Here is a 24651-nt window from a genome sequence, read left to right on the forward strand (position 1 = left end):
TTGAACTAAAGATAAATTTGGTTTATAAAGAAAATTCCTTTTTTTATATGGACTTAAGAATATGAAACATCTCAAACGCATATCTCTTACCTTTTTTACCTATTTATTTATTTTACAATTTTCTTCTGCAACTTTTGCTCATGGCGTGATAGAAAGCCCGCCTTCTCGTGAGCAATTTTGTGGCGTAGAGAGCAAACCTGATGAAATTTTTAAAGATAAAATGACACATGAGAAATGTCGGCCGATTATGACTAAGGAAGACGGAACTCTAGACAATAGTATTTATAATTTTATGGCTGTTTTAACCCATACTATTGGCCGTTCTACCAAACCTATTGATCAATTACCTAAATATGTCTGCGGCTTTGCCTCTGAGATGTGGAGCGGCGGTAAAACACCTTGGGATAGAGCAAATGATTGGCCAACGACTCAAATTGCAGGCGGTCAACAAAAATTTACTTGGAATATTTCCTGGGGTAATCATTTTGGTGATACAGAAGAATTTGTTTACTGGATTACCAAACCTGATTTCCAATTTGACCCTACTAAAGAATTAACTTGGAATGATTTTGAAACCACACCTTTCTGTCATCTTAAATATAACGATCAATCGCCAAATGCAAATCCCAATGTAGTACCTGATAAAGCAAATAATCGATTTATCACAACGTGTAATGTACCTGCACGTGCTAATCGCGCTGTGATTTATGGTGAATGGGGACGAAACAGTTATACTTATGAGCGTTTCCATTCTTGTATTGATGTTGTATTTTCAGACACCAATCCTCCTCCTACTGTTAAAGCAGTTATCAGAGCTTTACCTACTACTGTGACAGGCCCAACAGAATTACAGTTAGATGGTAGTCAATCTGTTGGGACTAACTTAACTTATAATTGGTCTATTGATGCAGAGAACCAAACGCCTTATCAGCTGCAAAACAGCCAAAGTGCAAAAGCGCGATTATTAATAGCTAATATCAATGCTCAGCAAATTGTAAGAGTTAATTTAACTGTTCAGCAAGGTCAAACTACCAATCGAGTTAGCAGCCAATTTACTCATCTTCCCGCAGTGACTGCGACCTGGAAAATGGTTGGTAGAGCAACACTTGATTCAACCTTACAGGCTGGTGATAAAATTCAATTACGTCTTATTGATAACGCTGGAAAAGATTACTTCTTTCCTACCACACCTATTGAGTTAACAACTGACACAGCAAGACCAGAAAATTGGGCCTATATGTTAGCGCAAGCGGTTAACCCAGCTAATCAATTCTCAGCAAAAATTGGCGTGTTAAGTTCTGATAACAAAACCATTGAGCCTATCAGATCAGCAACCGACAATATGATTTATGTACCTGTTAACAGCACGATTGTTAATGGTTATATTCAAGTTAATAAAACGACTGATCCTACCCAACCTTGTACTTCGCAGCGCAAACAAGGCTCTGGTAGCTATTGGTTAGGTTATGATATTTTTGCAGACACTACACCTATCGTTTTAGATTTTAGTGCCACAGGAATTGACTTAACTAAAATTATTGTCGATAAAGGTGTGTTTACTGATGTAAGAGTATTAGACAAAGACAAGCTATATATTGGCAGCAAACCAGCTTGGGTAACTAAAACAAACCCTGGCTACATGGCATTCTTTGGACCAAACTATGGCAGCTATGATCCATTTAACTCACCAATTAATGCTAATTGCCAAACTGGGGCGTTAATAAAGAAGTAATCTCTAACCTATAGAAATTTTAATACAAATCTGGCAATGATGCCTCCGTCCCGCGGCTTGCCCGCGGAATCCATTCCAAATCTCGATTCTAGATTCCGCAGCCAAGCCGCGGAACGTAGGAGGAGAATGTAAGTTGGGCCTTGGCCCAACACAACAAATCAATCAAAAATATTAAATAGTGATTTTTTCCTAAGATAGAAATGTTGGGCCAGAGCTCAACCTATGTTAGTTAAATCAAAACTTAAATTTATCTAATAACCTTTTTTGAAAGCGTATCTGTAAGATCGTTATGTAATTCACGAATATCTTTACCAGATTGGGTTGTTGAATAAAAGAAAAGCGCTTTTGCACCGCTTATTTTTGATGTTACGCCTTTAACTATATTAGGAATCATTAATAAACAAGAACCCAGTAGATTTGCCAAAGCAAATAAAGCATTTCTACACCAAGGATGCCTATCTTCATCAACAACTTTCAACATTTCTTTTGAACTTTCTTTTATTCTCTCTGCAAACTTACTTGGTCGCATTTTTTTCGTAACGGCATCAAATGCTAGAGTATATAAATTTTGGCGATACTTCTGTTCCTGCCCTATAAAACTCGTAATTTTTTGCTTTTTAGTATCTTTTGTATTTAAGCGAGTTCTTATGTCGTGACATTTGTTTTCTATTAGATAAATAGCCTCTTGAAATCGACCATTTTTAGCTTCTTTTGAATTGAAAAGCGCAAAGATATCTTTTGTATTATCTTCTCCTGACCGCTCTTTTAAAGCAATTTGAGTTAAACAAAGTGTTTCAATAATATTTTTCTGTACAGATTCTTTAAATTTATCCTTATTTTTTTCCAAATCTTCTAGCATTAACCTAAAATTAGTCGCTTCCGATGAATTATCTAGAGAGGCCAACTTATAAGCTAGCTCTCGAGCTTTTGGATTTTGTAAATTAAGCGATAACAAATAATCCATCGCCTTAGAGCTATAACTTGTATCACTTAATAATTGATAAATTTTATCATCTGTAGGAGGCACAATCCTACAAGCTAAAAGAGCCTTTAAGCGTTTATTTTCAACCACTGATTTACATTGATTCACTACCTGGTCTAGCGTTACATTTTGCAAAAAACCCTTGAGAAAATGTCGCACTGATTCATGACTAACTTGATTACTAGGATCTTTGTACAATTGATTAAATGCCACCACTAATTTAGGTTCTTCTTTCAACGTTTCATATAAATCTAAACGTCCAATCTCCTTTAAATAAATCGCAAGCTCAGTGAAATAAGCAAGATAACCTTGATGGGGATGGCCTGCAATTTCGGTTATTTTTTCCAAATCTTTGCGACTTAAAGGTACCAAATTACCTCGGTCGATAAATTGTGTTCTTAGCTTCTCTAGCTGTGCACATTGTAGAACGATTTCCTGCAGTTTATTTTCATCTTTGCTTGAATCAAAATAAAATAATTTATCCCTAGTAAGAATATATTTGTAAGTAGCGCCCTTTCTCAATGTCTGTTCAGCTGGAACATCATCCCTTATAATTAATTCACAATTTGCCTGGTTAAGAATTGCTCTAAGATCATTTCCAGCTTCTGCTAAAATTAAAGCCATTGCTTCATTTTTTGCAGCTCCTATATTACTCTCATTAATCCTGATTAATGCATATGCAGTCTCTTCAAGCGTCTTTTTATCCTCTAAGTTAGCTAACAAAAAGTCTGTTAGTTTATCCGTATTAACGCTAGTGCCTGATATCTTATGTAAAAATTCAAAACATGGTATTAATTTAGGAAAATGAATATCTGGCCGTTTTAATATAACATTTATGAGAGGCGCTATATGGCTCTTATTGATCTTAAGGCGATCTGGATGATCAAAATAATGGCTAAATATAATACGTATTTGGTCTAACTTTCCACTGTTAAGAATATCTGTAAATAATTTATCACTATTCTTAACTTCACTTATTAAACGCAGTACTCCAAGCTGTGAGGAATTTGTAGGGGATAGCCATTCTTTTAGTAATTCTTCGCTATTAGAATTAGTAGATAATATACGATGAAAGAATTTTAAAAATTCATCACTTTCATTACAGAAAATTTCATAGGATGAATCCAATAGATCCAGTTGATGTAAATCAAAAGTAAGTTGAGCCAATATTTTCTTTCGACTATTTTCTGCATTAGTCTGTGTAATTTGAATAAGTTGACCCCTTAAAGAACTAGACTCTACCCTCATTGATGCAATATTCTTGTCTGTAAATGAGAGATTAAGGATGACTTCAAAAAAGGGGCTGTTTCGAAATTCTATTTCTCGCTCTGATAAAAAATCTTCATCGTTGAGATATACCGGAGTGTTCCTCTCTACTATGCTTTCTACATTTCTCAATCCTTGAACCCGGTTATAAAAACTTTCTAACTTTAAATTAACAGCAGTCTCATTTAAACTTGCCAGAAAATAAGAAAGATCCTGTTCTGCGGTATTTTGCTCAGTTTCAATTTCATTAGCTAATTCACTAATCAATTCACCATTTAAATTATTAACTTTTCTTTGAGCCTCTTGAAGTATCTTTAATAATTTATTTAAGCGCATATCAAGATAGTTTTTAACATAAACTTGTTCCTTTAATCGCCTGCAAGCTTCTGTATTTATAAAACCATCTTCTTTAAAAAGAGGACTCAATAATTGATACACTTGAACTGAATTTAATGCTGTTTTTAATTCTTCTTGAATTGGTCCCATTTCTCCTTGAGTTTTTAATATATTCTCATTTACATCTTGCTCACCTAAATTTAGCAAAATAGTTACATCGCGACTTTCTCTAGGCTCTGTAGCCTTTCTTATAACAGTAACTTCCCAATAGTTAGGATCTACCTCAGATGTAGTTAATCTGAATCCGCAATAATTACCCTCGTCATCACAATATGCAAAAGAAAAATTGACTTTAAATCCGCTATCTTGTGTATACTTCTCTGGCTCGTCCTCCATTCTTGAGAGTTTCAGCTTCCTTTGTTTACTATTTATAACTGCTACAGCTTCCTGGAATAAAAGTTCTCTAAAAAGTCCTATACTATCGGCAGTCATATCGCCTTGAACATAGTCCTTTCTATTGAGAGCTCCTTCTCTCCAAGCGCTTTCAAAATCTATACGTTTTTTCCTAGAAGAAACAACAAAATGGTCTCGTGGTAAATCTGTTTCAATAGCTTTTACTGGATTAAGCTCTTTAGGTTGAAAAAGCACTGGGTCTACTATCGGTGATATAGCCTCTATAGCTTGAGAATACGTCCCATGAAATTTTTTACCACCCATATAAATTAGCCTTATAATCATTACTTCTTATAGTTTAGTGGGAAATTGTTAACTAAACATGAACAAAGAGTATATTTTATAAACTTTTTTACCCAAATAGGAGAAAGATAGAAATGTGAGTTAACCAACTCAACAAATCAAAAACATTAAATGTAAAGCTTTCTGTTTCTACTATAAGATTAAAATGTCGGGCCAAGGCCTGGCGTATTTTGACTATTAAATAGCTATTTATATATTTATCTTTGCTAAAGTATTTTGTATAGTCTCCATATTTTCATGTACTTGTGTTTGAGTTTTAAAAAATCTTGGGTTTGTGGAAGATCTTGCTGACTCAGGCGCAGCATATTTACCAAAACTTATAGCAACAACAATATTTAATAACTTTCGAACAAATTTCTCTCTCCAAGATAAGTCTAAAGTACTGTTATCAAGCAACTGAGTTTTGATGGTATTTTGTATTGTTCTTTTACATGCTTGTTTTAGCTTTATTGAATCTACGTGGTTATTTGGATCAGCAGAGGGCTGACAAGCCTCTCTAGTCTCTTTTATCTTTTTCTTAATAGTATCTAAAGTTATCTCAAGCGGGCCAATTCTGTTTTTCGTATGTACATTGTCTTTCTTCTGCTGAATTCTTTCTTTTTCTAGTTCAATCATTCTCGCAATGATATTTAATTCTATAAAGAAATGATCTTTCTCCTCTTCATCTAAATTAGCTGCGACTGATTTTTTATACTGGTTTAAGACCCTAATTTTTTTGCTCATTGAGATATTACTATCTTCTATAGCTTTTATAATTTCCTTATTGCATACTTTCTTTATTTCTTTCCTAGCTAGCGTGTTATCCTCGTCTTTAGAATTAGATGCATTAAGGTAAGTCTCTTTGTATCCACTTTCAGCAATCTTAATTAATTTATAAATCTTATCATATGTTTTAGATGGTATTTCTCTATCAAACAATAAATTTGAGGCTTGCCTAAAAAATGGTTCATCCCCCAATTTTGTTGCTAGTTCTTGCTCTAATTTCATCCTTTCATGCGCAGTTATCACTTCAATAGCTTCTTTTCTCCCTGGATCTAACACCTTCTCTCCCGGCTGAGCTATCACGGCAACTTGTTCTCTTTCTTGGCCTTTATGACTTTTAATTTGCTGATAAAAATGCGTTAACGCAGCTATTTTGGTAAGGCTTGATAAGGGGCTATTCTTAATAAGCTTTTCTATATTTTCCTTACATTCGTTTTGTATACCAACAAGCTTTTCCTCGCTAGTAGGTCTTAGAAGTATAAAACTTTCATTACCGTCCTTTCTATAAATTTCTACGCACTTTTCTTTAGCCTCAGTAATTGATTTGGTTATTTGTTTTTGTAAGTCTAAATAAGTATCAAATTCAGTATTTAAACCATTCTTTTGATCTTGTAAGTTAAGATATTCATCTAACTTTAAAAGGGTGACGCTTTCGAAAAAAGGAAACCTGTCGACCAATGCTGCTGCATATTTAGGTGCCTCAAGCGCTGCTACTCTCCTAATAGCTTCTTTATTTGCCCCCTCATTCTTTGGATTCTCAAGCTTATAAAGTTCAGTTAAAATATCAACTTTCATAGTACTCAATATGCCGCTAGCTTCAATCTCACGTTTATATTTCGCCATTCTTTTAATAGCTTCATTATACTCATTACCTTTATAGCCATTGTTCTTATAAAAATAAATTAATGTTTGAATTCTGGTAGTAAGTAGTAATAATTCGCTCTTTTCGATAATATCTGCTATTTTCTCCTTGCACTCGTTTTGTATTTTTTGGCGATTTTCTTCTTTTTTACTTGGATCCATAAAGTTCGCAGGACTGTTTTCTAAATAAGTACCTCTACAATCCTTTTTAGCTTGAGTAATTAAATTATTTATTTGCTCTTGTAGAGCTGCATAAGTTTCAGGCTGAGGCAATAAACCATTCGTTGACTCTTGTACGTAAAGATATTCATTTAAATTTAAATCAGTGACACTGCGGAAGAAAGGCTCATTGTCCACCAATTCTGCAGCAAATTTTTCTGCTTCCCACTCTACCACTCTTCTAATAGCTTGTTCATTTTCTCTGTTCTGATGAACCTCATTTAGTTTATAAGTTTGGATCAAAGATTCAACTTTGACACTACTTTGCAGGTCAGCTGTTTTGAGAAATTCTTCTCTAGTTTTGGCTGCTTCAAGCATGCCTACTCTTTTAATAGCTTGATTATGTTCGTGGCCTTTATACTTATCAGTCTGCTTATAAAATTCAGTTAAAAACTTAATTTTGTTATCGATTGACAGGTTGCCAAATTCGATTTGTTTAAGCGTTGCCTCTTCAGCTTCAGAATTCCTATTCCCTATGAAAAATTTAATTAACGCCGTAATTTTATTATTTTCAAGTTTTCCCATTTGCTCATCATTGAGTACTTTGTCGGTACCGATAATAATAGTTAATATGTCCTGCTCACATTTTTCTTGTATCTCCTTACAGTCAGCTATAGCGCCACCTAAAGATTGTTTATAACTAATTCTCCATGCGTCTTTAGCAGCTTCAATTAACTGAGAAATCTGAGTCTGTACATGAACCCCTAATTCTTTAGATAAATCTAGATCTTTGACTCTTTTGAAAAAAGGAAGATTATTGACTAGCTCTTCAACATAAGAAGATGCTTCATTTAGTTCTAATGCTTTTTTCACTGAAGGGGATAATTCTGGAGAAATCATTCTTAATGTAGTTGCCAGCGCTTCTGGTAAAGGTAGGCCACTTCGAAAAAATTTATATATATCTGTTTTAGCCTGTTTTTTCCCTAGAAATTCAGCTGCTTTATCATAATATTCGGGAGAGATCTTTAATTTTCTATCCAGAACTAACTCTGTCATTTTTAAAAAATCAGGCCACGATTTTAGCAAAACCAACACTTCTTCAGGACTAGGTAACTTATCAAAATCTAACTTTTCATTAATAATAGTAAGCCATATATCCATTTGCCTTTGCCATAATTTAACATCCATAGTAAACCATTTTGCAAAGGCTTGCTTATTTAGATCTACTTTGCCAGATTCTTCTATATTAAATAAAGTTATTGGCTCTGTAATAATTAATTCATTAAAGAAAAACTCTCCTATTTTTTCTCGTATTAAACTTACTACAGCCGTCCCAAACATTGCTTCTAAGTTGTTTAATCCAAAATTATTTTTTAAGTCTTTCTCTGTTGTTCCTAAACAGTAATTAATTATTAGCTTTCCCCATTTCGCGATAATATCGTTTTTTGCAGCATTTTTTCCTGGTGTATCTAAATGGTCAAATGGAGCGAATATCTTTCTAGTATATATCTGACTTATTCCTTGTAAATCATAACTAACTTGGAAATTAATCAAATCTAATAAAAACCTATCGCGATCTGTAAGGAAGTCATCTCGTACATCAGGATTAAATTCATTACCAATAATCTGCTTCAATCGCTCCCTTTCAACTTTTAATACACCTTCCTTAAAAGCACCATCTGGTGTAAAATTTGCTTGGAGAAAATCAGTAATATTAGCTTCTAAAGGTCGGCTTTCTTTTCCATAAAATCGCAATTCATAGCCAAGATTTAACCGATCTAAATTTGAAGAATAGTATAAAAACCTTTCTATATAGAGACTTTGTAACTGCTTAATTAACTCTTCCACAATAATATACCTCAATCGCCATTGATTAATTATATTACATAATTGTTAAAATAATATTAAATAGGTTAAATTATTAAACAAATCTAGCCTGGCTCAAAGCCACACCTAACTAAGGAGAAATGTAATCCCTTCTGTCACCTTCTAAGGTTGTATTAGAAACAGATTCTTTTTTACTTCCTTGTTTCACTACCTCTAAACCACTATCTAAAGACTGTTGCGGCTCGACAACCTTAGTCACTTTAAGGCCGCTAACCATCACATTGGGCGAATGTCGACCCATTGTGCCTAAATCCTCTTTTTCCTCACCACTGCCAGAGCTAGACCTTCTTTGCAGCCTGCTTGAAAAGTCTTTATACTTTTCATAAGCTAATTTAATGCCTGCCCCTATCAAGGGAATAGCAGCGCCTATTAAAGCCCCAACTACTGCGCCAATCTTGGTTCCTAAGACCGGAAAGACAAGCGTACCTAACAGCGCGCCTATACCAGCGCCTATACCTGCGCTACCCAAGGTAGTTAAACCTGTTCCAATTTTAAAGTTTTTTCTAATGAAGTTGCCTATCCCATTTATAGCGAAACCTAAGGATGCACCAATGCCAGCGCCAATGAGAGCGCCAGCACCTGTTCCTATAACGGGGAAGATAAAGGTTCCTATAATGGCACCCGCAGCAGCACCCAGACCAGCATTACCTAAGATGGTTATAGCAGCACTCGTTTTAGGATTATTTTTCCATAACTCATAAAGTCCAACACCAGACAAACCAACGGTTCCACCTGCGCAACCACCTAAAGCTGCACCAATCAACGCGCCAAGTTTAGTACCTATACCCGGAAAAACGAGCGTACCTAACAGCGCCCCTATACCAGCGCCTATGAGTGCACCTATTCCTGCTGAGCCTAATGTAGCACCTAATTCTTTTAACTTCGTTTTCCAAAATGGGGAGATGGTTGCTTTTTCATTACTAGCAAACTCACTTGGACCGCGAACTTGTTTTTGCAACAAATTTAACATCTGTAAATCTAAGGTGTTATTTGATCTAATTATTGCTTGAAGTAAATCAGCTAGTTTTTGACTTTGTAACTCCTGCAATAATAAGGAATAAATATCCTCATTTAAGTCCTTTTGTAATTGCAGTGAACTATCTAACTCCGAATTTTTAACTAAAAAATCTTCAGGAATTTTATCTTTGCCTAAATTGACCCAAATACTTACTTCTCTATGCTCAGCGTCAGTTGTAGCATCCCTAATGATGGAAATTATCCAATAATCAGGGTCTGACTTAGAACTTATAAGGGAAAATCCACACGGCTTACCACTATCACTAAAATATGCAAAAGATAAAGAAACTTGGTTCTCTCCTTTTAAGTGACTAAAAAAATCACCCTCATCTTTTATACTTGTAGGTATGATTTGGCCAGTCATCACGCCTGTTTTATACATTAACTCACAAAAAACTCCGGCATTCATACGGCCTTGAATATAATCTTCAGTAACTACATCGTCTTTTTTCCATGCATCTGTTAAATCATCATAAGTTCTTTGACCTGAAAAATCTAAAAAACCAGCACGAGGAATATCGACTTCAATAGTTGCTTTGCCTTTACCAGGATCATCAGAGACAAACATTTCTTCTGGAATCAAATTTTTTACGGCCTCTACCGCCCTTTTGTAGTAACCTCTAAAAATCGTAAACATAGCTTTAACGAAGGTAATAACGTTTATACCTATTATTTTACTAGAAAATTATTAACTCAATATGAATAATAATTAATTTTTAATTTTAATTGTGAAACAAATTGAAAAGTAAGGTAGCTAATAAAAAGAGTACAATTAAATTGTAAAAGACAATAATAGTTAAAAATTTTAAGTTAAACTTTTGAGTAAATTTGGAATTAAATAAGGCCCTCGATAAATTAAGCCTGTATACACTTGCAATAAATTAGCGCCCGCAGCCAATTTTTCCTGGGCGGATTCTGTATCAGAGATGCCCCCAGCCCCAATTAAAGTTACCTCTGAACCAACGATTTCTTTTAGTAATTTAATACAAGCTGTCGAACGATTTAATAAAGGCTTACCACTTAAACCACCTTGTTCTTGACTTAAAGCGGCATTTTCAATGCCTAATCGTGAGCATGTAGTATTCGTAGCAATAATACCGTCTATTTTATTAGCAATAACGGTGTTAGCAATTTGTTTTAAGGTTTCATCCTCTTCATCAGGAGAGATTTTGATAACGAGTGGTACATAACGCTGATGAGTATCTGCAAGTTCTTTTTGCTTCTCAGCCAATTGCTTTAATAAGTCAGATAAATATTCATGTTGCTGTAATTGCCGTAAATCTGGCGTATTAGGCGAAGAAATATTAATCGTTACATAAGAGGCATAACGATATACTTTTTGTAGGCAAACTAAATAGTCATTAACAGCCTCATTTAAAGAAGTATCTTTATTTTTACCAATATTAATCCCTAATATGCCATGATATTGGCTTTCCTGCACATTCCTTATTAAAGCATCCACCCCTTCATTATTAAAACCCATGCGATTAATAATTGCTTCATGTGTTGGTAATCTAAATAAACGTGGTTTAGGATTACCTAATTGGGGCCTAGGCGTGACCGTACCTACTTCAATAAATGAAAAACCTAATTTACTTAATGCATCTAGATGCGCGCCATTTTTATCTAATCCGGCAGCAAGTCCAATGGGATGTTTAAAAGTTAAACCCATTGCTTTAATGGGTTTTGTATCTGGTAGCTGTGCAAATAAGACTGCCGGCAAATAATGAAGTGCTTTTAAAGTAAAAAGATGCGCTTTTTCAGCTTCGAGCCTAAAAAGAAATGGACGAATCAGCGAATACATAGAAAAGCTCGCTATTAAAGTTAGGCACAATTTATCTTAAATTATTAAAAAATCAAGAGTAGCAACTGTCTTAAATTTTAATTCAAGACAGTTGCTACTCTTTGGAGCCTAATTGAGAAGTATTAAAGATGCTAATTCAATTCGCATTGTTGAGCCCAAACACGTAGCATTGCGTTACCTTTTGGTTGCAGATTATAGTCAACGCTGCGTACTTCAAGGCCATAATTTTCCTGTTGTAATTGTAACATGACGGGTCCCAACTGGGATGATGTTTCATTGAAACGATTGACCAAAGGAAAGATGCGTACTTCTTTGGCAACCCGGGCAAGCTCTCTGATTACCGCAACATGGAAGCCAACATCTTGCTCTTCGATATTAGCAAACAAATAATGTGAGCTTAACGCTAAGTCAAATGAGAAATCAGAAAAAGGAAGGGTAATATCCTTTAAAGGCAGGTAACGCTTTTCTTTTTTACCTTGCACATAGTCATTAAAAAATGATTGCATGCCTGCGCGTCTTTTTCGTATTAACCCTTCTAAATTTCCATAAGCAATAAAATTAAATTTATCTTGATCACGAGTGAGTTTTTCACGCATATCAGAAAAGACAAGCGTTGTTTTTGTTATTAAAGTTGCTTTATCTAAAACAAATAAAGGATCACAGCTAATGCAGTATTTTTTATCTTGTGTCATTTCTGTATTAAAGGCACTAGGGCCACTACCAAATTCAAGTAATTTACCCGCTAAATCTTTGTCTGATAAATCAAACATTTCCTTATATTCATCAACATGATGGCCCCATAAAACTAAATTGCTCATGTATTATTCTCCATTACTAGAGATTATAGGCAACCTAAGAAAATGAATTGTCAGCAGACCCTCTCTAGCTAAACTTTAAATATTTTTTGTGGCAACATATATTAATTAAAGCATGTTTATTTAAATATGGATCCATGTAAATGATGTGCATTAATAGGTTAACGCTCTTTAGCGGCATAAATAACAGCAAACCCTATCTTAAAAAGGTTTAAATTTAAAGCTAGGCAACTTAAATCTAATTAAGTATAGTCTAGCCTTTATTTGCATAAATAGCGTGGGTTCGGTATACATAGTAATAGCTCTTATCACTAAACATGCGCTATTTTATAAAGATAATGGGTAAACTAATTAGAGTAAGCTTTATAGCTTTGCCCCGTAAATTTTCGGCAAAGCTATAACAAGTTCGGTATAACAATAATTCTATTTTTATACGTACTTTTATACTAAGTAACAGGAAGATACCATGCATATTGGTTTAAATTATCAGTTAGGTGAGACGCTTGATCTTCTAAGAGAAAGCGTCTATCAATTTGCTAGCCAAGAAATTGCTCCCTTAGCCGCTAAAATTGATACTGATAATGCCTTTCCTAATCATTTATGGCGCAAGCTTGGTGAGATGGGATTATTAGGCGTTACCGTAAGCGAGGAATACGGTGGTGCTAATATGGGTTATTTAGCCCATGTTATAGCTATGGAAGAAATTTCGCGTGCTTCTGCCTCCGTCGGGTTAAGCTATGGTGCACATTCAAATTTATGTGTTAATCAGATCTATCTTAACGGTAATAATGAGCAAAAAAGCCGATATTTGCCTAAACTTATTAGTGGGGATTATATAGGTGCTTTAGCCATGAGTGAATCAAACTCAGGCTCTGATGTTGTTAGTATGCAATTACACGCCGAAGCTGCTGATAATAAATTTATCCTTAATGGCACTAAAATGTGGATCACAAATGGCCCGGATGCTGATGTGTTAGTAGTTTATGCTAAAACAGATAAACAAGCAGCAGGTAAAGGCATTACTGCCTTTATTATTGAAAAGGGTTTTAAAGGATTTAGTACTGCTCAGAAGCTAGATAAATTAGGTATGCGAGGGTCAAATACTTGTGAGCTAGTTTTTGAGGACTGCGAAGTACCAACTGAAAATGTATTAGGTGAAATTAATCAAGGCGTACGAGTATTAATGAGTGGGCTAGATTATGAGCGAACAATTCTTGCTGCGGGCCCTATAGGTATTATGCAAGCTTGTTTAGATATAGTTCTTCCTTATATTCATGAACGTAAGCAATTTAATCAACCTATAGGTGAGTTTCAGTTTATTCAGGGAAAACTTGCTGATATGTATACTGAGCTAAATGCTGCAAGAGCTTATTTATATGCAGTAGCTCGTGCCTGTGATTCTGGCATGGTAAGTAGAAAAGATGCAGCAAGTGTCATTTTATATACGGCTGAGAAAGCAACACAAATGGCACTTCAAGCTATTCAGATATTAGGTGGAAATGGCTATATTAATGAGTACCCTACTGGACGTTTATTACGTGACGCTAAACTTTATGAAATTGGTGCAGGAACTTCAGAAATTAGACGTATGTTAATTGGGCGTGAACTTTTTAAAGAAACACTATAAGGAATACCACAATGGAACAGAACGATGTAGTTATTGTTGCGGCAAAACGAACCCCAATGGGAAATATGTTGGGTGCCTTATCGAGTTTATCAGCACCAGATCTAGGCGCTGAGGCTCATCGTGCTGTTATTGATTTTGCCCAGATTTCTCCCAATGACATTGATGAAGTCATTTCAGGCTGTGTACTACAAGCTGGTATTGGACAGGCACCCGCAAGACAAGCAGCAATTAAAGCAGGTGTACCTGAAGCAATTGGTGCAACCACTATTAATAAAATGTGTGGCTCAGGAATGAAAGCTGTCATGTTAGCACACGATTTAATTAAATGTGGTTCTGCAAATACTATTCTTGCGAGTGGTATGGAAAGTATGAGTAATGCGCCCTATTTATTAAATAAAGCTCGTCCTGGCTATCGTTTAGGTCACGGCGAGATTAAAGATCATATGTTCCTTGATGGCTTAGAAGACGCTTATGATCGGGGCAAGTTAATGGGTTATTTTGCTGAAGCCACCGCTAAGCATTATCAATTTAGTCGCAATGCGCAAGATGAATTTGCAATACGCTCAATGGAACGTGCTATTCAAGCTAATAACGATCGTAGCTTCGCTGAAGAAATTGTGCCCATTACAATTGCCACTAAGAAAGGCGATGTAACGATTGAAAAGGATGAAAGCCCTGATCCTAATAAGCTTGCTAAAATTGCTCAGCTAAAACCTGCTTTTCAAGCCGATGGAACAGTGACTGCTGCCAACTCAAGCTCAATTTCAGATGGCGCAGCAAGTTTAATTGTCATGTCTTATGCAAAAGCAAGTAAATTAGGTTTAAAACCACTTGCTCGGATTGTCGCGCATGCAAGCCATGCTCAAGCCCCGCAGTGGTTTACAACTGCACCTGTTGAAGCCATTCGTAAAGTTATGAATAGAGCAGGCTGGAATCAAAACGATGTTGATTTGTATGAAATCAATGAAGCCTTTGCCGTTGTTGCTATGGCCGCTATGCAAGAATTAGAGCTTAGTGCTGATATAGTTAATATTCATGGTGGTGCTTGTGCATTAGGTCATCCTATTGGTGCTTCTGGCGCGCGTATATTAGTTACCTTAATTCATGCGCTAAAACAAAAAGCTAAAAAACGTGGGGTAGCTGCATTATGTATAGGTGGTGGTGAAGCCACTGCAATGGCCATAGAAATAATTGATTGATTAATTGATTCCGCGCAAGCGGAATCTTAAGTCTAACTAGTCCCGATTCATAAATTAAATAGGTGGGTATTTAAAATAAGTTTGGTTAAATAGATTCTGCATTCTTTAGAATCTGCTGAAAATCACTATATAAGCCCTACGTGGCGCGGCTTACCGCGCCATCCAGGAAGTCCTAGATTTCGGGGATAACCCGCAATGTAGATGTTTTAAGCATTTTTAAAATGAATTGCAGGCTCTAATTTCTTTCAATTAAATAATAATAAATTGAGAATGTAATGGTTAGACAAAGTTTAATTTATTTAGTATTAAGTATCTTCGGTGTCCTTTGTACTCGCTATATTCATGCCTTTATTGTTTACACTGATATTTTATATACCCATTTATATGGCAAATTCTTTTTATTCTTTAAGCCAAACTCTTTAGATATTATTATTAGTAAAGTTATTTTTTTAGTATTAATTCCTGTTGTTATTGTAGGGATCATTGCATTGCTCTACAAATTAATAACCGGAAAAAAAATGCCTTATATTATTGAGCTAACCTGGTTGCTTTGGTTAGTCCTTATGCTTTGTAATATTTTTATTCATTGAGAACATTTATGCCTAAGCTTATCAGTCAAATTAATCCTGCAAGCAATGAGTTTAAACAAAATGCAGCTGCCATGAATGACTTAGTAACAACACTGCAAACTACTATAAAAGATATTGCCCAAGGTGGGGATGAAAAAGCTAGACAACGACACTTAAAGCATGGGAAGCTTTTACCCCGAGAACGATTACAGCGTTTATTAGATCCAGGCAGCCCCTTTCTTGAATTATCCCAGTTAGCCGCTTATCAAGTTTATGAAGACAATATTCCAGCTGCTGGCTTAATTACGGGTATTGGTCAAGTGATGAATACGGAATGCATGATAGTTATTAATGATGCAACCGTTAAAGGTGGCACTTATTATCCTTTGACCGTAAAAAAACACCTACGCGCTCAAGAAATTGCTAAAGCAAATCACCTACCCTGTATTTATTTAGTCGATTCAGGTGGCGCTTATTTACCTATGCAGGATGAAGTTTTCCCCGATAGAGATCATTTTGGACGAATTTTCTTTAATCAAGCCAATTTATCAGCAAATAATATTCCACAAATTGCTGTTGTTATGGGATCTTGTACAGCAGGAGGCGCTTATGTACCTGCGATGGCTGATGAATCGATTATGGTTCGTAAACAGGCAACGATATTCTTAGGGGGGCCGCCGCTTGTAAAGGCAGCTACAGGAGAGGTAATTAGTGCAGAAGAACTAGGTGGCGCTGACGTCCACTGCCGTCAATCTGGTGTGGCTGATCATTATGCAGAAGATGAGGCACATGCGCTGCATTTAGCACGTACTACTATTAAACATTTAAATCGTAAAAAAACTGATTGGTTAACTCGTATAACAAGTCAAGAACCTCTTTATGACCCAAAAGAATTAAATGGTATTATTCCAGCTGACCCACGCAAACCCTTTGACGTGCGCGAGGTCATCGCTCGTCTTGTAGATGGTTCCGAATTTGATGAGTTTAAAGCTTTATTTGGCACTACTTTAGTGTGCGGCTTCGCTCATTTATTTGGCTATCCAATTGGTATTATTGCTAACAATGGAATTCTTTTTGGAGAGAGCGCTTTAAAGGGAACTCACTTTATTGAATTATGTGTGCAACGCCAAATTCCGCTTCTTTTTCTTCAAAATATTACGGGTTTTATGGTTGGCAGTAAATACGAAGCCTCCGGTATTGCTAAACATGGTGCTAAAATGGTAACTGCTGTTGCTAATGCTAATGTACCAAAATTTACTGTCATTATAGGAGGGAGCTATGGTGCAGGAAATTATGCTATGTGCGGACGTGCTTATGACCCACGTTTTTTATGGTCTTGGCCTAATGCACGTATTTCCGTTATGGGCGGCGAACAAGCTGCTAATGTTTTAGCGCAAATTAACCGAGATAAACATAAGAAAGCAGGCACACTCTGGCCTGAGGAAGAGGAAGAAGCGTTCAAAGAAAAATTACGTAATCAATATGAAAAGCAAGGGAACCCCTACCATGCAAGTGCAAGGTTGTGGGATGATGGAGTAATTGCACCAGAAGATACGCGTAGAGTTTTGGGTTTAAGTTTATCAGCTACTTTAAATGCACCTCTTAAACCTACACGCTTTGGTGTTTTTAGAATGTAAGGAACTAAACATGAGTGAATTACTAACGGAACTACAGGATAAGGTTTTTATTCTTACTTTAAATCGTATCAACAAGCATAATGCTTTTGACGATAAACTCTTAAGTCAATTCCAAGAAAAATTAAATGAAGCTATAGCAAATCCGCAAGTGAGAGTTATTCTTTTAAAAGCAAATGGCCCTCATTTTTCAGCTGGCGCTGATTTAAGTTGGATGCAACGTATGGCGCAATTTAATGAAGAAGAAAATTTAGTTGACGCGCTTATTCTAGCCCAAGTCATGAAAACCCTTTATCAGTGTCCAAAACCAACTATTGCTGCCGTTCAAGGCGGCGCTTTTGGCGGTGGTGCAGGCTTAGTTGCAGCCTGTGATATTGCAATTGCCTCCACTGAAGCTAAATTTTGTTTTCCTGAAGTTAAACTAGGTTTGATTCCAGCGGTTATTAGCCCTTATGTTGTTAAAGCAATCGGCGAACGTGCTGCCAAGTGGTTATTCATGAGTGCACAACCTTTTGACGCTGAGCAAGCAAAACAACTTAATTTGATTCAATTTTGTGTTAAGAGCGGTGCACTTGCTAACTTTGCTCTGACTTATGCAAGGCAAATTGCTGAACTTGCCCCACAAGCAGTAGCAGATTGTAAGACGCTCATTAACAAAGTATGCGATAAACCTGTCACTGATGAACTTGTGCATGAAACCGCTGTGTTAATTGCTAAAAAAAGGGTCTCAACGGAAGGCCAAAAGGGGTTACAAGCCTTCCTTAAAAAAGAGCAGCCACAATGGAGCTAATTAGCATTTAATAGATAAAAATTGCGACAGGAAAATTTATATAATTTAATTAACATACTTAGGATTTTCATGTTCAAAAAAATTCTAATAGCAAATCGGGGCGAGATTGCTTGCCGCATTATTAAAACAGCTAAGCAAATGGGAATCAAAACTGTTGCTGTTTATTCAACGATTGACAGAAATAGTCCTCATGTCGCACAAGCTGATGAAGCTTACTGTATCGGTGAAGCCATTGCCAAAGATAGTTATTTAAATATTGATGCTATTATTAAAGCCTGCCTTACAAGTAAAGCCGAAGCAATTCATCCAGGCTATGGTTTTTTATCTGAAAATTCTTTATTCGCTAAAGCCTGTGCAAATGCCAATATAGTGTTTATTGGCCCGACTATTGAAGCTATTGATGCAATGGGTTCTAAACAACTAGCAAAACAATTACTTGAAAAAACAGATGTTCCTCTTACACCAGGTTATCATGGCCATGAACAAAATGATGAAGTCTTATTAAATGAGGCGAAAAAAATTGGTTTTCCTGTTTTACTTAAAGCGGCAAATGGTGGTGGTGGAAAAGGAATGCGCGCTGTATACATGGAAAATGAATTTGCACATGCTCTAGCCGGAGCAAGACGCGAATCACAAGCAAGCTTTGCCGATGATACAATTATTATTGAAAAATTAATTGTTAATCCTCGCCATATTGAAATCCAAATCATCGCTGATAATCACGGTCAAGTTATCCACCTTTTTGAAAGAGATTGCTCAATTCAACGTCGCCATCAAAAAATTATTGAAGAGGCGCCAGCTTTAAACTTAAGTCAAGAGTTACGTCAGAAATTAGCTTTTGCAGCCTGTCAGGTTGCCAAGTCAATTCAGTATCGCGGCGCTGGTACTATTGAGTTTCTCGTTGATAACGATGAGCATTTCTATTTTATGGAAATGAATACGAGATTACAGGTTGAACATCCAGTAACTGAGATGATTACCGGTATTGATTTAGTTGCCTGGCAACTTAAAGTTGCTGCCAACGAGCCCTTACCCTGCAAGCAAGAAGATATCGTGACAAAAGGTCATGCGATTGAATGTCGTATCTATGCCGAAGATCCTTATGAGAATTTTATTCCATCTATTGGGCAATTGCATTTTTTAAAAGAACCAGTTGGTGAGGGCATACGCATTGATAGCGGCGTTAATAGCCAATCAACAATTAGTCAATTCTATGATCCAATGATTGCTAAATTAATTGTTTGGGGTATGGATCGTAATCAAGCACTTGCACGTACTCAATATGCTTTAGACCATTTTGCAATTGGTGGTGTTAAGTCTAATATTCCTTTCTTACAAGCTATTTGTAAACATCCTAAATTTATTGCTGGCGACATTAATACAAATTTTTTAACTAAAGAGACAATTAATCTTACGAAGCCCAATGATCATTTAGCAACCTTGATAGCGGCCTGCTTTGATTATGCAATGCTAGTTAATCAGAAACAAGATGCATTAGGGCAGCAAACTTTTGCTTGGCAAATGCATTTAATTAGCTACTGGCGTTGGCATTATTTATTAGAAGGACAGCAAATTGAGTTACTTATAAAGCCAATTAACCAAGAATCATTTTTAATTGAATTAAGTGATGGAGAACCTATTAAACTTGTTTTTAAATTAATTGATAACCAACTTTTTATTGAATATAGCGACAAGAGACAATGGGCTTGGGTAGAGAGCGCTAATAACAATTTAATTATATATTTAAAAGAAGGCCCTGTATCTTTCGAACGTTTTAGTTGGCAACAAACAAGTAATCAAAATGAGCAAGCAAGTCATTTAACAGCACCAATGCCAGCCACAGTTGTTGCTATTTTAAAGAAACAAGGCGATATAATTAAGAAAGGCGAGCAATTAATAGTACTTGAAGCAATGAAAATGGAACATACCATCCAAGCACCCAAAGACGGGATTGTCTTTGAGTTATTTTATGAAGTAGGCTCACAAGTTAGTGAAGGAGCAGAATTACTGACTATTGGCGATAGTAATTAGGGAATAAATATGAACTACCCTCAACAAGTCACAATCGTTGAAGTAGGTCCACGCGATGGATTACAAAATGAACTATCGTTTGTTACAACAGAAACTAAAATTGCTTTGATCAATCAATTAAGTCAAACTGGCCTACAATATATCGAAGCAACAAGTTTTGTCTCAGCAAAAGCTATTCCACAATTTGTTGATAGTGAAATGGTTTTTAACTCCATTAATAAACCTAATGGGGTGCATTTTTCTGCACTTGTTCCTAACGAACGAGGCATGCTGAAAGCACTTAGTTTAGGTGTCAAAGAAATAGCAGTTTTTACAGCTGCTAGTGAAACCTTTAATCTGCGCAATATTAATTGCACGATTACGGAGAGCATTGCCCGGTTTAAACCGGTATTTGATCTTGCAAAAGTAAACAATATATATGTTCGAGCCTATATTTCTTGTGCATTGGGTTGTCCTTATGAGGGAGAAATTAAGCCAGCTCAAGTTGCTGAAGTAGCTTTGCAATTGCTTAAACTTGGTGCAAATGAAGTCTGCCTTGGTGATACAATTGGCGTTGGTACACCTAAACAGACGAAAGCCGCCATTTCTACATTGCTTGAATTTATACCTAATAGCCAATTAGCTATGCATTTTCATGATACTTACGGACAAGCTATTGCTAATATTACAGCTTCTTTAGATTGTGGTATTTATCGCTTTGATAGCTCTGTTGCCGGTTTAGGAGGCTGTCCTTATGCTCGTGGCGCTACGGGCAATGTGGCTACAGAAGATGTACTTTACTTAATGCATGGTCTAGGAATTGATACGGGTATAGATATTTTTAAAGTTGTTGCTGCTGGCGATATGATTTGTAAAGCACTGAATCGAAAAAATCAGTCTAAAGTAGCTAATGCACTTTTAGCAAATCAACTTTAAAATTGCGAAGTTTAAAATAGACTCTTTTTGCTACGTATACATTCCCGACTTGTCTATGTAAACCAACGGAGTCCAATTGAGAAATATTCCCGCCTACGCGGGGATGACAATAAGAGGTGGAATGACTAGGAAAGAGTGTTTGTCGTTCCCGCTGTATTATTACGTAGATATTAAATGTCTTTCCCGCGTAGGCGGGAATCCATGTCGAAATTAGCTTCAGTGCTAATTGAGAAATAGATCCCCGCCTACGCGGGGATGACAATAAGAGGTGGAATGACTGGGAAAGAGTGTTTGTTATTCCCACGGCTTTGTTGCATGAATAAATGTCTTTCCCGCGTAGGCGGGAATCCATGGTGAAATTAGCCTCAGTGCTAATTGATGGATAGATCCCCCTCTACGCGAAGATGACAAAAAGGGATAGAATGACTAGGAAAGAGTGTTTGTCATTCCCGCGTAGGCGGGAATCCATGTCGAAATTAGCTTCAGTGCTAATTGAGGAATAGATCCCCGCCTACGTGGGGATGACAAAGAATTTGTAGAGGATGACACAGACACACTTTAATTATAATTAGATCTCGAACTTATTTACGTAACAATACCTGCCCGTACAGGCGGAACCTATTTTAAAAGATATAGTGAAGAGTTAAAAAGTGATTTTTATTCGGCACCAAAGAAATGAATAATTTCCTGAAAATAATTTTTAAATTAACTTATATGAGAAGTAATTGCCCATGAGTAATCAATTAACTATCGGTATAGTACAAGAGCGCTGGTACCCTAACCCTGACACTCATAAAGAAAAGTTAGCAGCAGGTATTCTGGCTGCGGCAAAACAAGGTGCAAAAGTTGTTTGTCTACAAGAATTAACGCTTTCCCCTTATTTTTGTACTCAGCCAGATATTGATTGTAGTCCCTTTATGGAAGATATTCATACCGGGCCAACAGCTCAATTTGTGGGCAACATGGCAAAATCAGCAAATGTAGTGATTACCGCTTCTCTTTTTGAAAAAGGTGGATTCAATACGGCCGTTGCTTTTAATCAACAAGGGCAAATTACTGCAATTACACGTAAACAGCATATTCCTTGTGGTGAAAAATATCATGAAGATTATTATTTTAAGCCAGGCGACTCCAATTATCCTGTGCATCAACTCGCAGGGCATAACTTTGGATTACCTACTTGTTATGATCAATGGTTTCCTGAACTATCTCGTATTTATGGTTTAAAAGACACGGAAATTTTAGTCTACCCTACAGCGATTGGTGCTGAGCCGACAGCACCTGGATTCGATAGTCAACCCATGTGGCAAAAAGTTATAGTAGCACAAGGTATTATGGCAAATTGTTTTATGGTAGCCGTTAATCGAATAGGTGAAGAAGATGGACTAGAATTTTATGGTAGTAGCTTTATTAGTAATCCTTTAGGTGAAATTTTAGCGCAAGCTCCAAGACATGAACCAGCTGTATTAGTCGCTGAATTAGATTTTAATGTACGAGCACTTTGGAGCAGGTTATTTCCTTTTGCAAGTCAGCGCCAACCGCAAACCTATCAAGAACTATTAAAAGGCAAGGATAGCTAATGACGACTTCAACTGAATTTAATGCTTATAACATTGCTCATTGGGGAGAGGGTTATTTTTCGGTTAACTCCAATGGTAATATTGCGATTCATAAGAATCCAGACATTCCAGGAATTGAACTACAAACCATTGTCAAAGCAGCTAATTGTGCCGGTTTGCAATTACCACTCCTTATTCGTTTTACTGACATTCTTCATGACAGAGTTTTAAAAATTTATGATGCCTTTAAACAGGTAATAACAGATAATAATTATCAAGGCAGTTATCAATTAGTTTATCCCATCAAAGTTAATCAAGAACAATGTGTTGTCAGAGAATTATTAAAAGCGCCTGCTCATATCATTGGTCTTGAAGCGGGTAGCAAACCAGAACTTATGGCAGTTATTGGTATGTTAGGTAAACAGACTTCCACCATTATTTGTAATGGTTACAAAGATAGTTCTTATGTGCGCACCGCTTTGATTGCTCAACAGATGGGTCATCAAGTCTTTATTGTTATTGAAAAGCGCTCAGAATTAGATACTATTCTTAAAGAATCTACCCGTTTAAATATAAGGCCTAATTTGGGTGTGCGTATTCGCTTGGTTACTAAAAGTGCTGGCAAATGGGAAAACACGGGCGGAGCTAAGTCAAAATTTGGCTTGAATGCAGAACAAATACTTGATTTAGTCTTAAGACTTAAGGAAGGCAACGCTCTTGATTGCTTAAAATTAATGCATTGTCATTTGGGTTCACAAGTAGCAAACATCCATGACATCCGTTTTTGCATGCAAGAAGTAGCGCGCTATTATGTTGAGTTAAGGCGTCTGCAAGCGCCAATTCAAACAATCGATGTAGGTGGTGGACTAGGAATTGATTATGAAGGAACACGAACCAGTACTGATTGCTCGATGAATTACAGCTTAAATGAATATGCAACAAATATTATTCTAGCCATTCGGCATGTTTGCGAAGAAGCAAACATACCTGAGCCTAATTTAATTTCTGAATCAGGGCGAGCTTTAACAGCACATCATGCCGTATTAGTCACTAATATTACCGATTCAGAAGTTATTAAAAACACCCATGAGATACCTAAGATTGACTCAGATGATTCACATGTGATTCGTGATATTTGGGATACCTATCAATCTATTTATGATCATGCGCCACGTGAAATCTATCATTATGCTCTTCATTCTTTAGAAGAAGCTCATTCTATGTTTAAGCACGGTGTTATTACTTTAGAAGAAAAAGCAAAAGTTGAGCAACTCTTTACAGCAATTTGTTGTGAAGTACAACGCAAACTTGATGACAAAACACCCGGTGATTCTGAATTAATGGATATTATTAATGAAAGATTAGCAGCTAAAATTTTCTGCAATCTCTCTTTTTTCCAATCTTTACCAGATGCCTGGGCCATTGATCAAATTTTTCCAGTTACACCTATTTCTCAATTAAATACTAAGGAAAAAATACCAAGTATATTACAAGATTTAACCTGTGACTCTGATGGCACTATTAAACATTATCCAGGCCAATCCAGAGTTGAAACAACGCTTATGCTCCCGCCTTTTAATCCTGATAAACCCTATGCGATTGCATTTTTTCTTGTTGGTGCCTATCAAGAGATCCTCGGTAATTTACATAATTTATTCGGTGATACAAACTCTCTTGACGTTCATTTAAAAGATGATGGACAATTTGAAATTAATGATTTAGTAAGTGGTGATACCGTTACTAATGTTTTAAATTATGCTCATTATGATACTAAAAAATTATTGCTTTCTTACGAGAAACAACTCATTAGCTCAGAACTATCGCAAGAAATCATTCAAGAGTATTTAGACGAACTTCGCAGCATTTTTTCTCAATTAACTTACCTTAATGGTAATAAATTTCGGCGCCTAGATTAATTGCTAATAAATTCCTAAATTAAGTTTTAAAACG

General features: G+C 36.2%; 15 protein-coding genes. 10 read left to right on the top strand and 5 right to left on the bottom strand.

Annotation, left to right across the window (positions count from 1 at the left end):
- Positions 1 to 61 precede the first annotated feature (61 nt).
- On the top strand, positions 62 to 1732 hold the full coding sequence (locus E1P04_RS07340) for a lytic polysaccharide monooxygenase (RefSeq protein WP_131782276.1): 1671 nt from the start codon (positions 62 to 64) through the stop codon (positions 1730 to 1732).
- Positions 1733 to 1979: 247 nt separating this feature from the next.
- On the opposite strand, the gene E1P04_RS07345 is transcribed toward E1P04_RS07340, so the two are convergent.
- The 5 genes from E1P04_RS07345 to E1P04_RS07365 all read right to left on the bottom strand — a co-directional run bounded on the left by E1P04_RS07345 (position 1980) and on the right by E1P04_RS07365 (position 12380).
- Positions 1980 to 5033, bottom strand: a complete 3054-nt coding sequence (locus tag E1P04_RS07345; protein WP_131782277.1) for a hypothetical protein — start codon at positions 5031 to 5033, stop codon at positions 1980 to 1982.
- Between the two features lie 228 nt (positions 5034 to 5261).
- Positions 5262 to 8702, bottom strand: coding sequence for a hypothetical protein (locus E1P04_RS07350; protein WP_131782278.1), 3441 nt, complete (start codon positions 8700 to 8702; stop codon positions 5262 to 5264).
- 109 nt (positions 8703 to 8811) lie between these two features.
- Positions 8812 to 10395, bottom strand: coding sequence for a glycine zipper family protein (locus E1P04_RS07355; RefSeq protein ID WP_131782279.1), 1584 nt, complete (start codon positions 10393 to 10395; stop codon positions 8812 to 8814).
- A 168-nt stretch (positions 10396 to 10563) separates the two neighbouring features.
- Entirely contained in the window at positions 10564 to 11562 is a 999-nt protein-coding gene (locus E1P04_RS07360) for a quinone-dependent dihydroorotate dehydrogenase (RefSeq protein WP_131782280.1), read from the bottom strand.
- A gap of 131 nt (positions 11563 to 11693) precedes the next feature.
- Positions 11694 to 12380 (bottom strand): class I SAM-dependent methyltransferase, encoded by a 687-nt coding sequence (locus tag E1P04_RS07365; RefSeq protein ID WP_131782281.1) that lies wholly within the window; start codon positions 12378 to 12380, stop codon positions 11694 to 11696.
- A gap of 463 nt (positions 12381 to 12843) precedes the next feature.
- Here E1P04_RS07365 and E1P04_RS07370 point away from each other — a divergent pair, with 463 nt between their 5' ends.
- From E1P04_RS07370 to speA, 9 genes are all read left to right on the top strand, one after another.
- Positions 12844 to 14004 (top strand): isovaleryl-CoA dehydrogenase, encoded by a 1161-nt coding sequence (locus E1P04_RS07370; protein ID WP_131782282.1) that lies wholly within the window; start codon positions 12844 to 12846, stop codon positions 14002 to 14004.
- Positions 14005 to 14015: 11 nt separating this feature from the next.
- Entirely contained in the window at positions 14016 to 15203 is a 1188-nt protein-coding gene (locus tag E1P04_RS07375; RefSeq protein WP_131782283.1) for an acetyl-CoA C-acyltransferase, read from the top strand.
- 275 nt (positions 15204 to 15478) lie between these two features.
- Positions 15479 to 15793 carry a hypothetical protein gene (locus E1P04_RS07380; RefSeq protein ID WP_131782284.1) on the top strand — a complete coding sequence of 105 codons (315 nt, stop codon included), beginning with the start codon at positions 15479 to 15481 and terminating at the stop codon, positions 15791 to 15793.
- A gap of 8 nt (positions 15794 to 15801) precedes the next feature.
- Positions 15802 to 17409: a carboxyl transferase domain-containing protein gene (locus tag E1P04_RS07385; RefSeq protein ID WP_131782285.1), complete on the top strand. Its 1608-nt coding sequence runs from the start codon at positions 15802 to 15804 to the stop codon at positions 17407 to 17409.
- A 10-nt stretch (positions 17410 to 17419) separates the two neighbouring features.
- Positions 17420 to 18196: an enoyl-CoA hydratase-related protein gene (locus tag E1P04_RS07390; protein ID WP_131782286.1), complete on the top strand. Its 777-nt coding sequence runs from the start codon at positions 17420 to 17422 to the stop codon at positions 18194 to 18196.
- A gap of 69 nt (positions 18197 to 18265) precedes the next feature.
- Positions 18266 to 20227, top strand: a complete 1962-nt coding sequence (locus E1P04_RS07395) for an acetyl/propionyl/methylcrotonyl-CoA carboxylase subunit alpha (protein ID WP_131782287.1) — start codon at positions 18266 to 18268, stop codon at positions 20225 to 20227.
- Positions 20228 to 20236: 9 nt separating this feature from the next.
- Positions 20237 to 21142 carry a hydroxymethylglutaryl-CoA lyase gene (locus E1P04_RS07400; RefSeq protein ID WP_131782288.1) on the top strand — a complete coding sequence of 302 codons (906 nt, stop codon included), beginning with the start codon at positions 20237 to 20239 and terminating at the stop codon, positions 21140 to 21142.
- Between the two features lie 731 nt (positions 21143 to 21873).
- Positions 21874 to 22722, top strand: a complete 849-nt coding sequence (locus E1P04_RS07405) for a nitrilase-related carbon-nitrogen hydrolase (RefSeq protein ID WP_131782289.1) — start codon at positions 21874 to 21876, stop codon at positions 22720 to 22722.
- Positions 22722 to 24617 carry a biosynthetic arginine decarboxylase gene (speA, locus tag E1P04_RS07410; protein ID WP_131782290.1) on the top strand — a complete coding sequence of 632 codons (1896 nt, stop codon included), beginning with the start codon at positions 22722 to 22724 and terminating at the stop codon, positions 24615 to 24617. The genes E1P04_RS07405 and speA overlap by 1 nt, the downstream gene beginning before the upstream one ends.
- Positions 24618 to 24651: the final 34 nt, after the last annotated feature.

Source organism: Legionella gresilensis (assembly GCF_900639865.1).
GTDB lineage: Bacteria > Pseudomonadota > Gammaproteobacteria > Legionellales > Legionellaceae > Legionella_C > Legionella_C gresilensis.

Bases quoted from the DNA above. Each gene is read 5' to 3' on its own strand.
- E1P04_RS07390 (WP_131782286.1), top strand. From the start codon at position 17,420: ATGAGTGAATTACTAACGGAACTACAGGATAAGGTTTTTATTCTTACT.
- E1P04_RS07400 (WP_131782288.1), top strand. From the start codon at position 20,237: ATGAACTACCCTCAACAAGTCACAATCGTTGAAGTAGGTCCACGCGAT.
- E1P04_RS07340 (WP_131782276.1), top strand. From the start codon at position 62: ATGAAACATCTCAAACGCATATCTCTTACCTTTTTTACCTATTTATTT.
- E1P04_RS07405 (WP_131782289.1), top strand. From the start codon at position 21,874: ATGAGTAATCAATTAACTATCGGTATAGTACAAGAGCGCTGGTACCCT.
- E1P04_RS07355 (WP_131782279.1), bottom strand. From the start codon at position 10,395: ATGTTTACGATTTTTAGAGGTTACTACAAAAGGGCGGTAGAGGCCGTA.
- E1P04_RS07370 (WP_131782282.1), top strand. From the start codon at position 12,844: ATGCATATTGGTTTAAATTATCAGTTAGGTGAGACGCTTGATCTTCTA.
- E1P04_RS07395 (WP_131782287.1), top strand. From the start codon at position 18,266: ATGTTCAAAAAAATTCTAATAGCAAATCGGGGCGAGATTGCTTGCCGC.
- E1P04_RS07365 (WP_131782281.1), bottom strand. From the start codon at position 12,380: ATGAGCAATTTAGTTTTATGGGGCCATCATGTTGATGAATATAAGGAA.
- E1P04_RS07345 (WP_131782277.1), bottom strand. From the start codon at position 5,033: ATGGGTGGTAAAAAATTTCATGGGACGTATTCTCAAGCTATAGAGGCT.
- E1P04_RS07385 (WP_131782285.1), top strand. From the start codon at position 15,802: ATGCCTAAGCTTATCAGTCAAATTAATCCTGCAAGCAATGAGTTTAAA.
- E1P04_RS07375 (WP_131782283.1), top strand. From the start codon at position 14,016: ATGGAACAGAACGATGTAGTTATTGTTGCGGCAAAACGAACCCCAATG.
- E1P04_RS07360 (WP_131782280.1), bottom strand. From the start codon at position 11,562: ATGTATTCGCTGATTCGTCCATTTCTTTTTAGGCTCGAAGCTGAAAAA.
- E1P04_RS07380 (WP_131782284.1), top strand. From the start codon at position 15,479: ATGGTTAGACAAAGTTTAATTTATTTAGTATTAAGTATCTTCGGTGTC.
- speA (WP_131782290.1), top strand. From the start codon at position 22,722: ATGACGACTTCAACTGAATTTAATGCTTATAACATTGCTCATTGGGGA.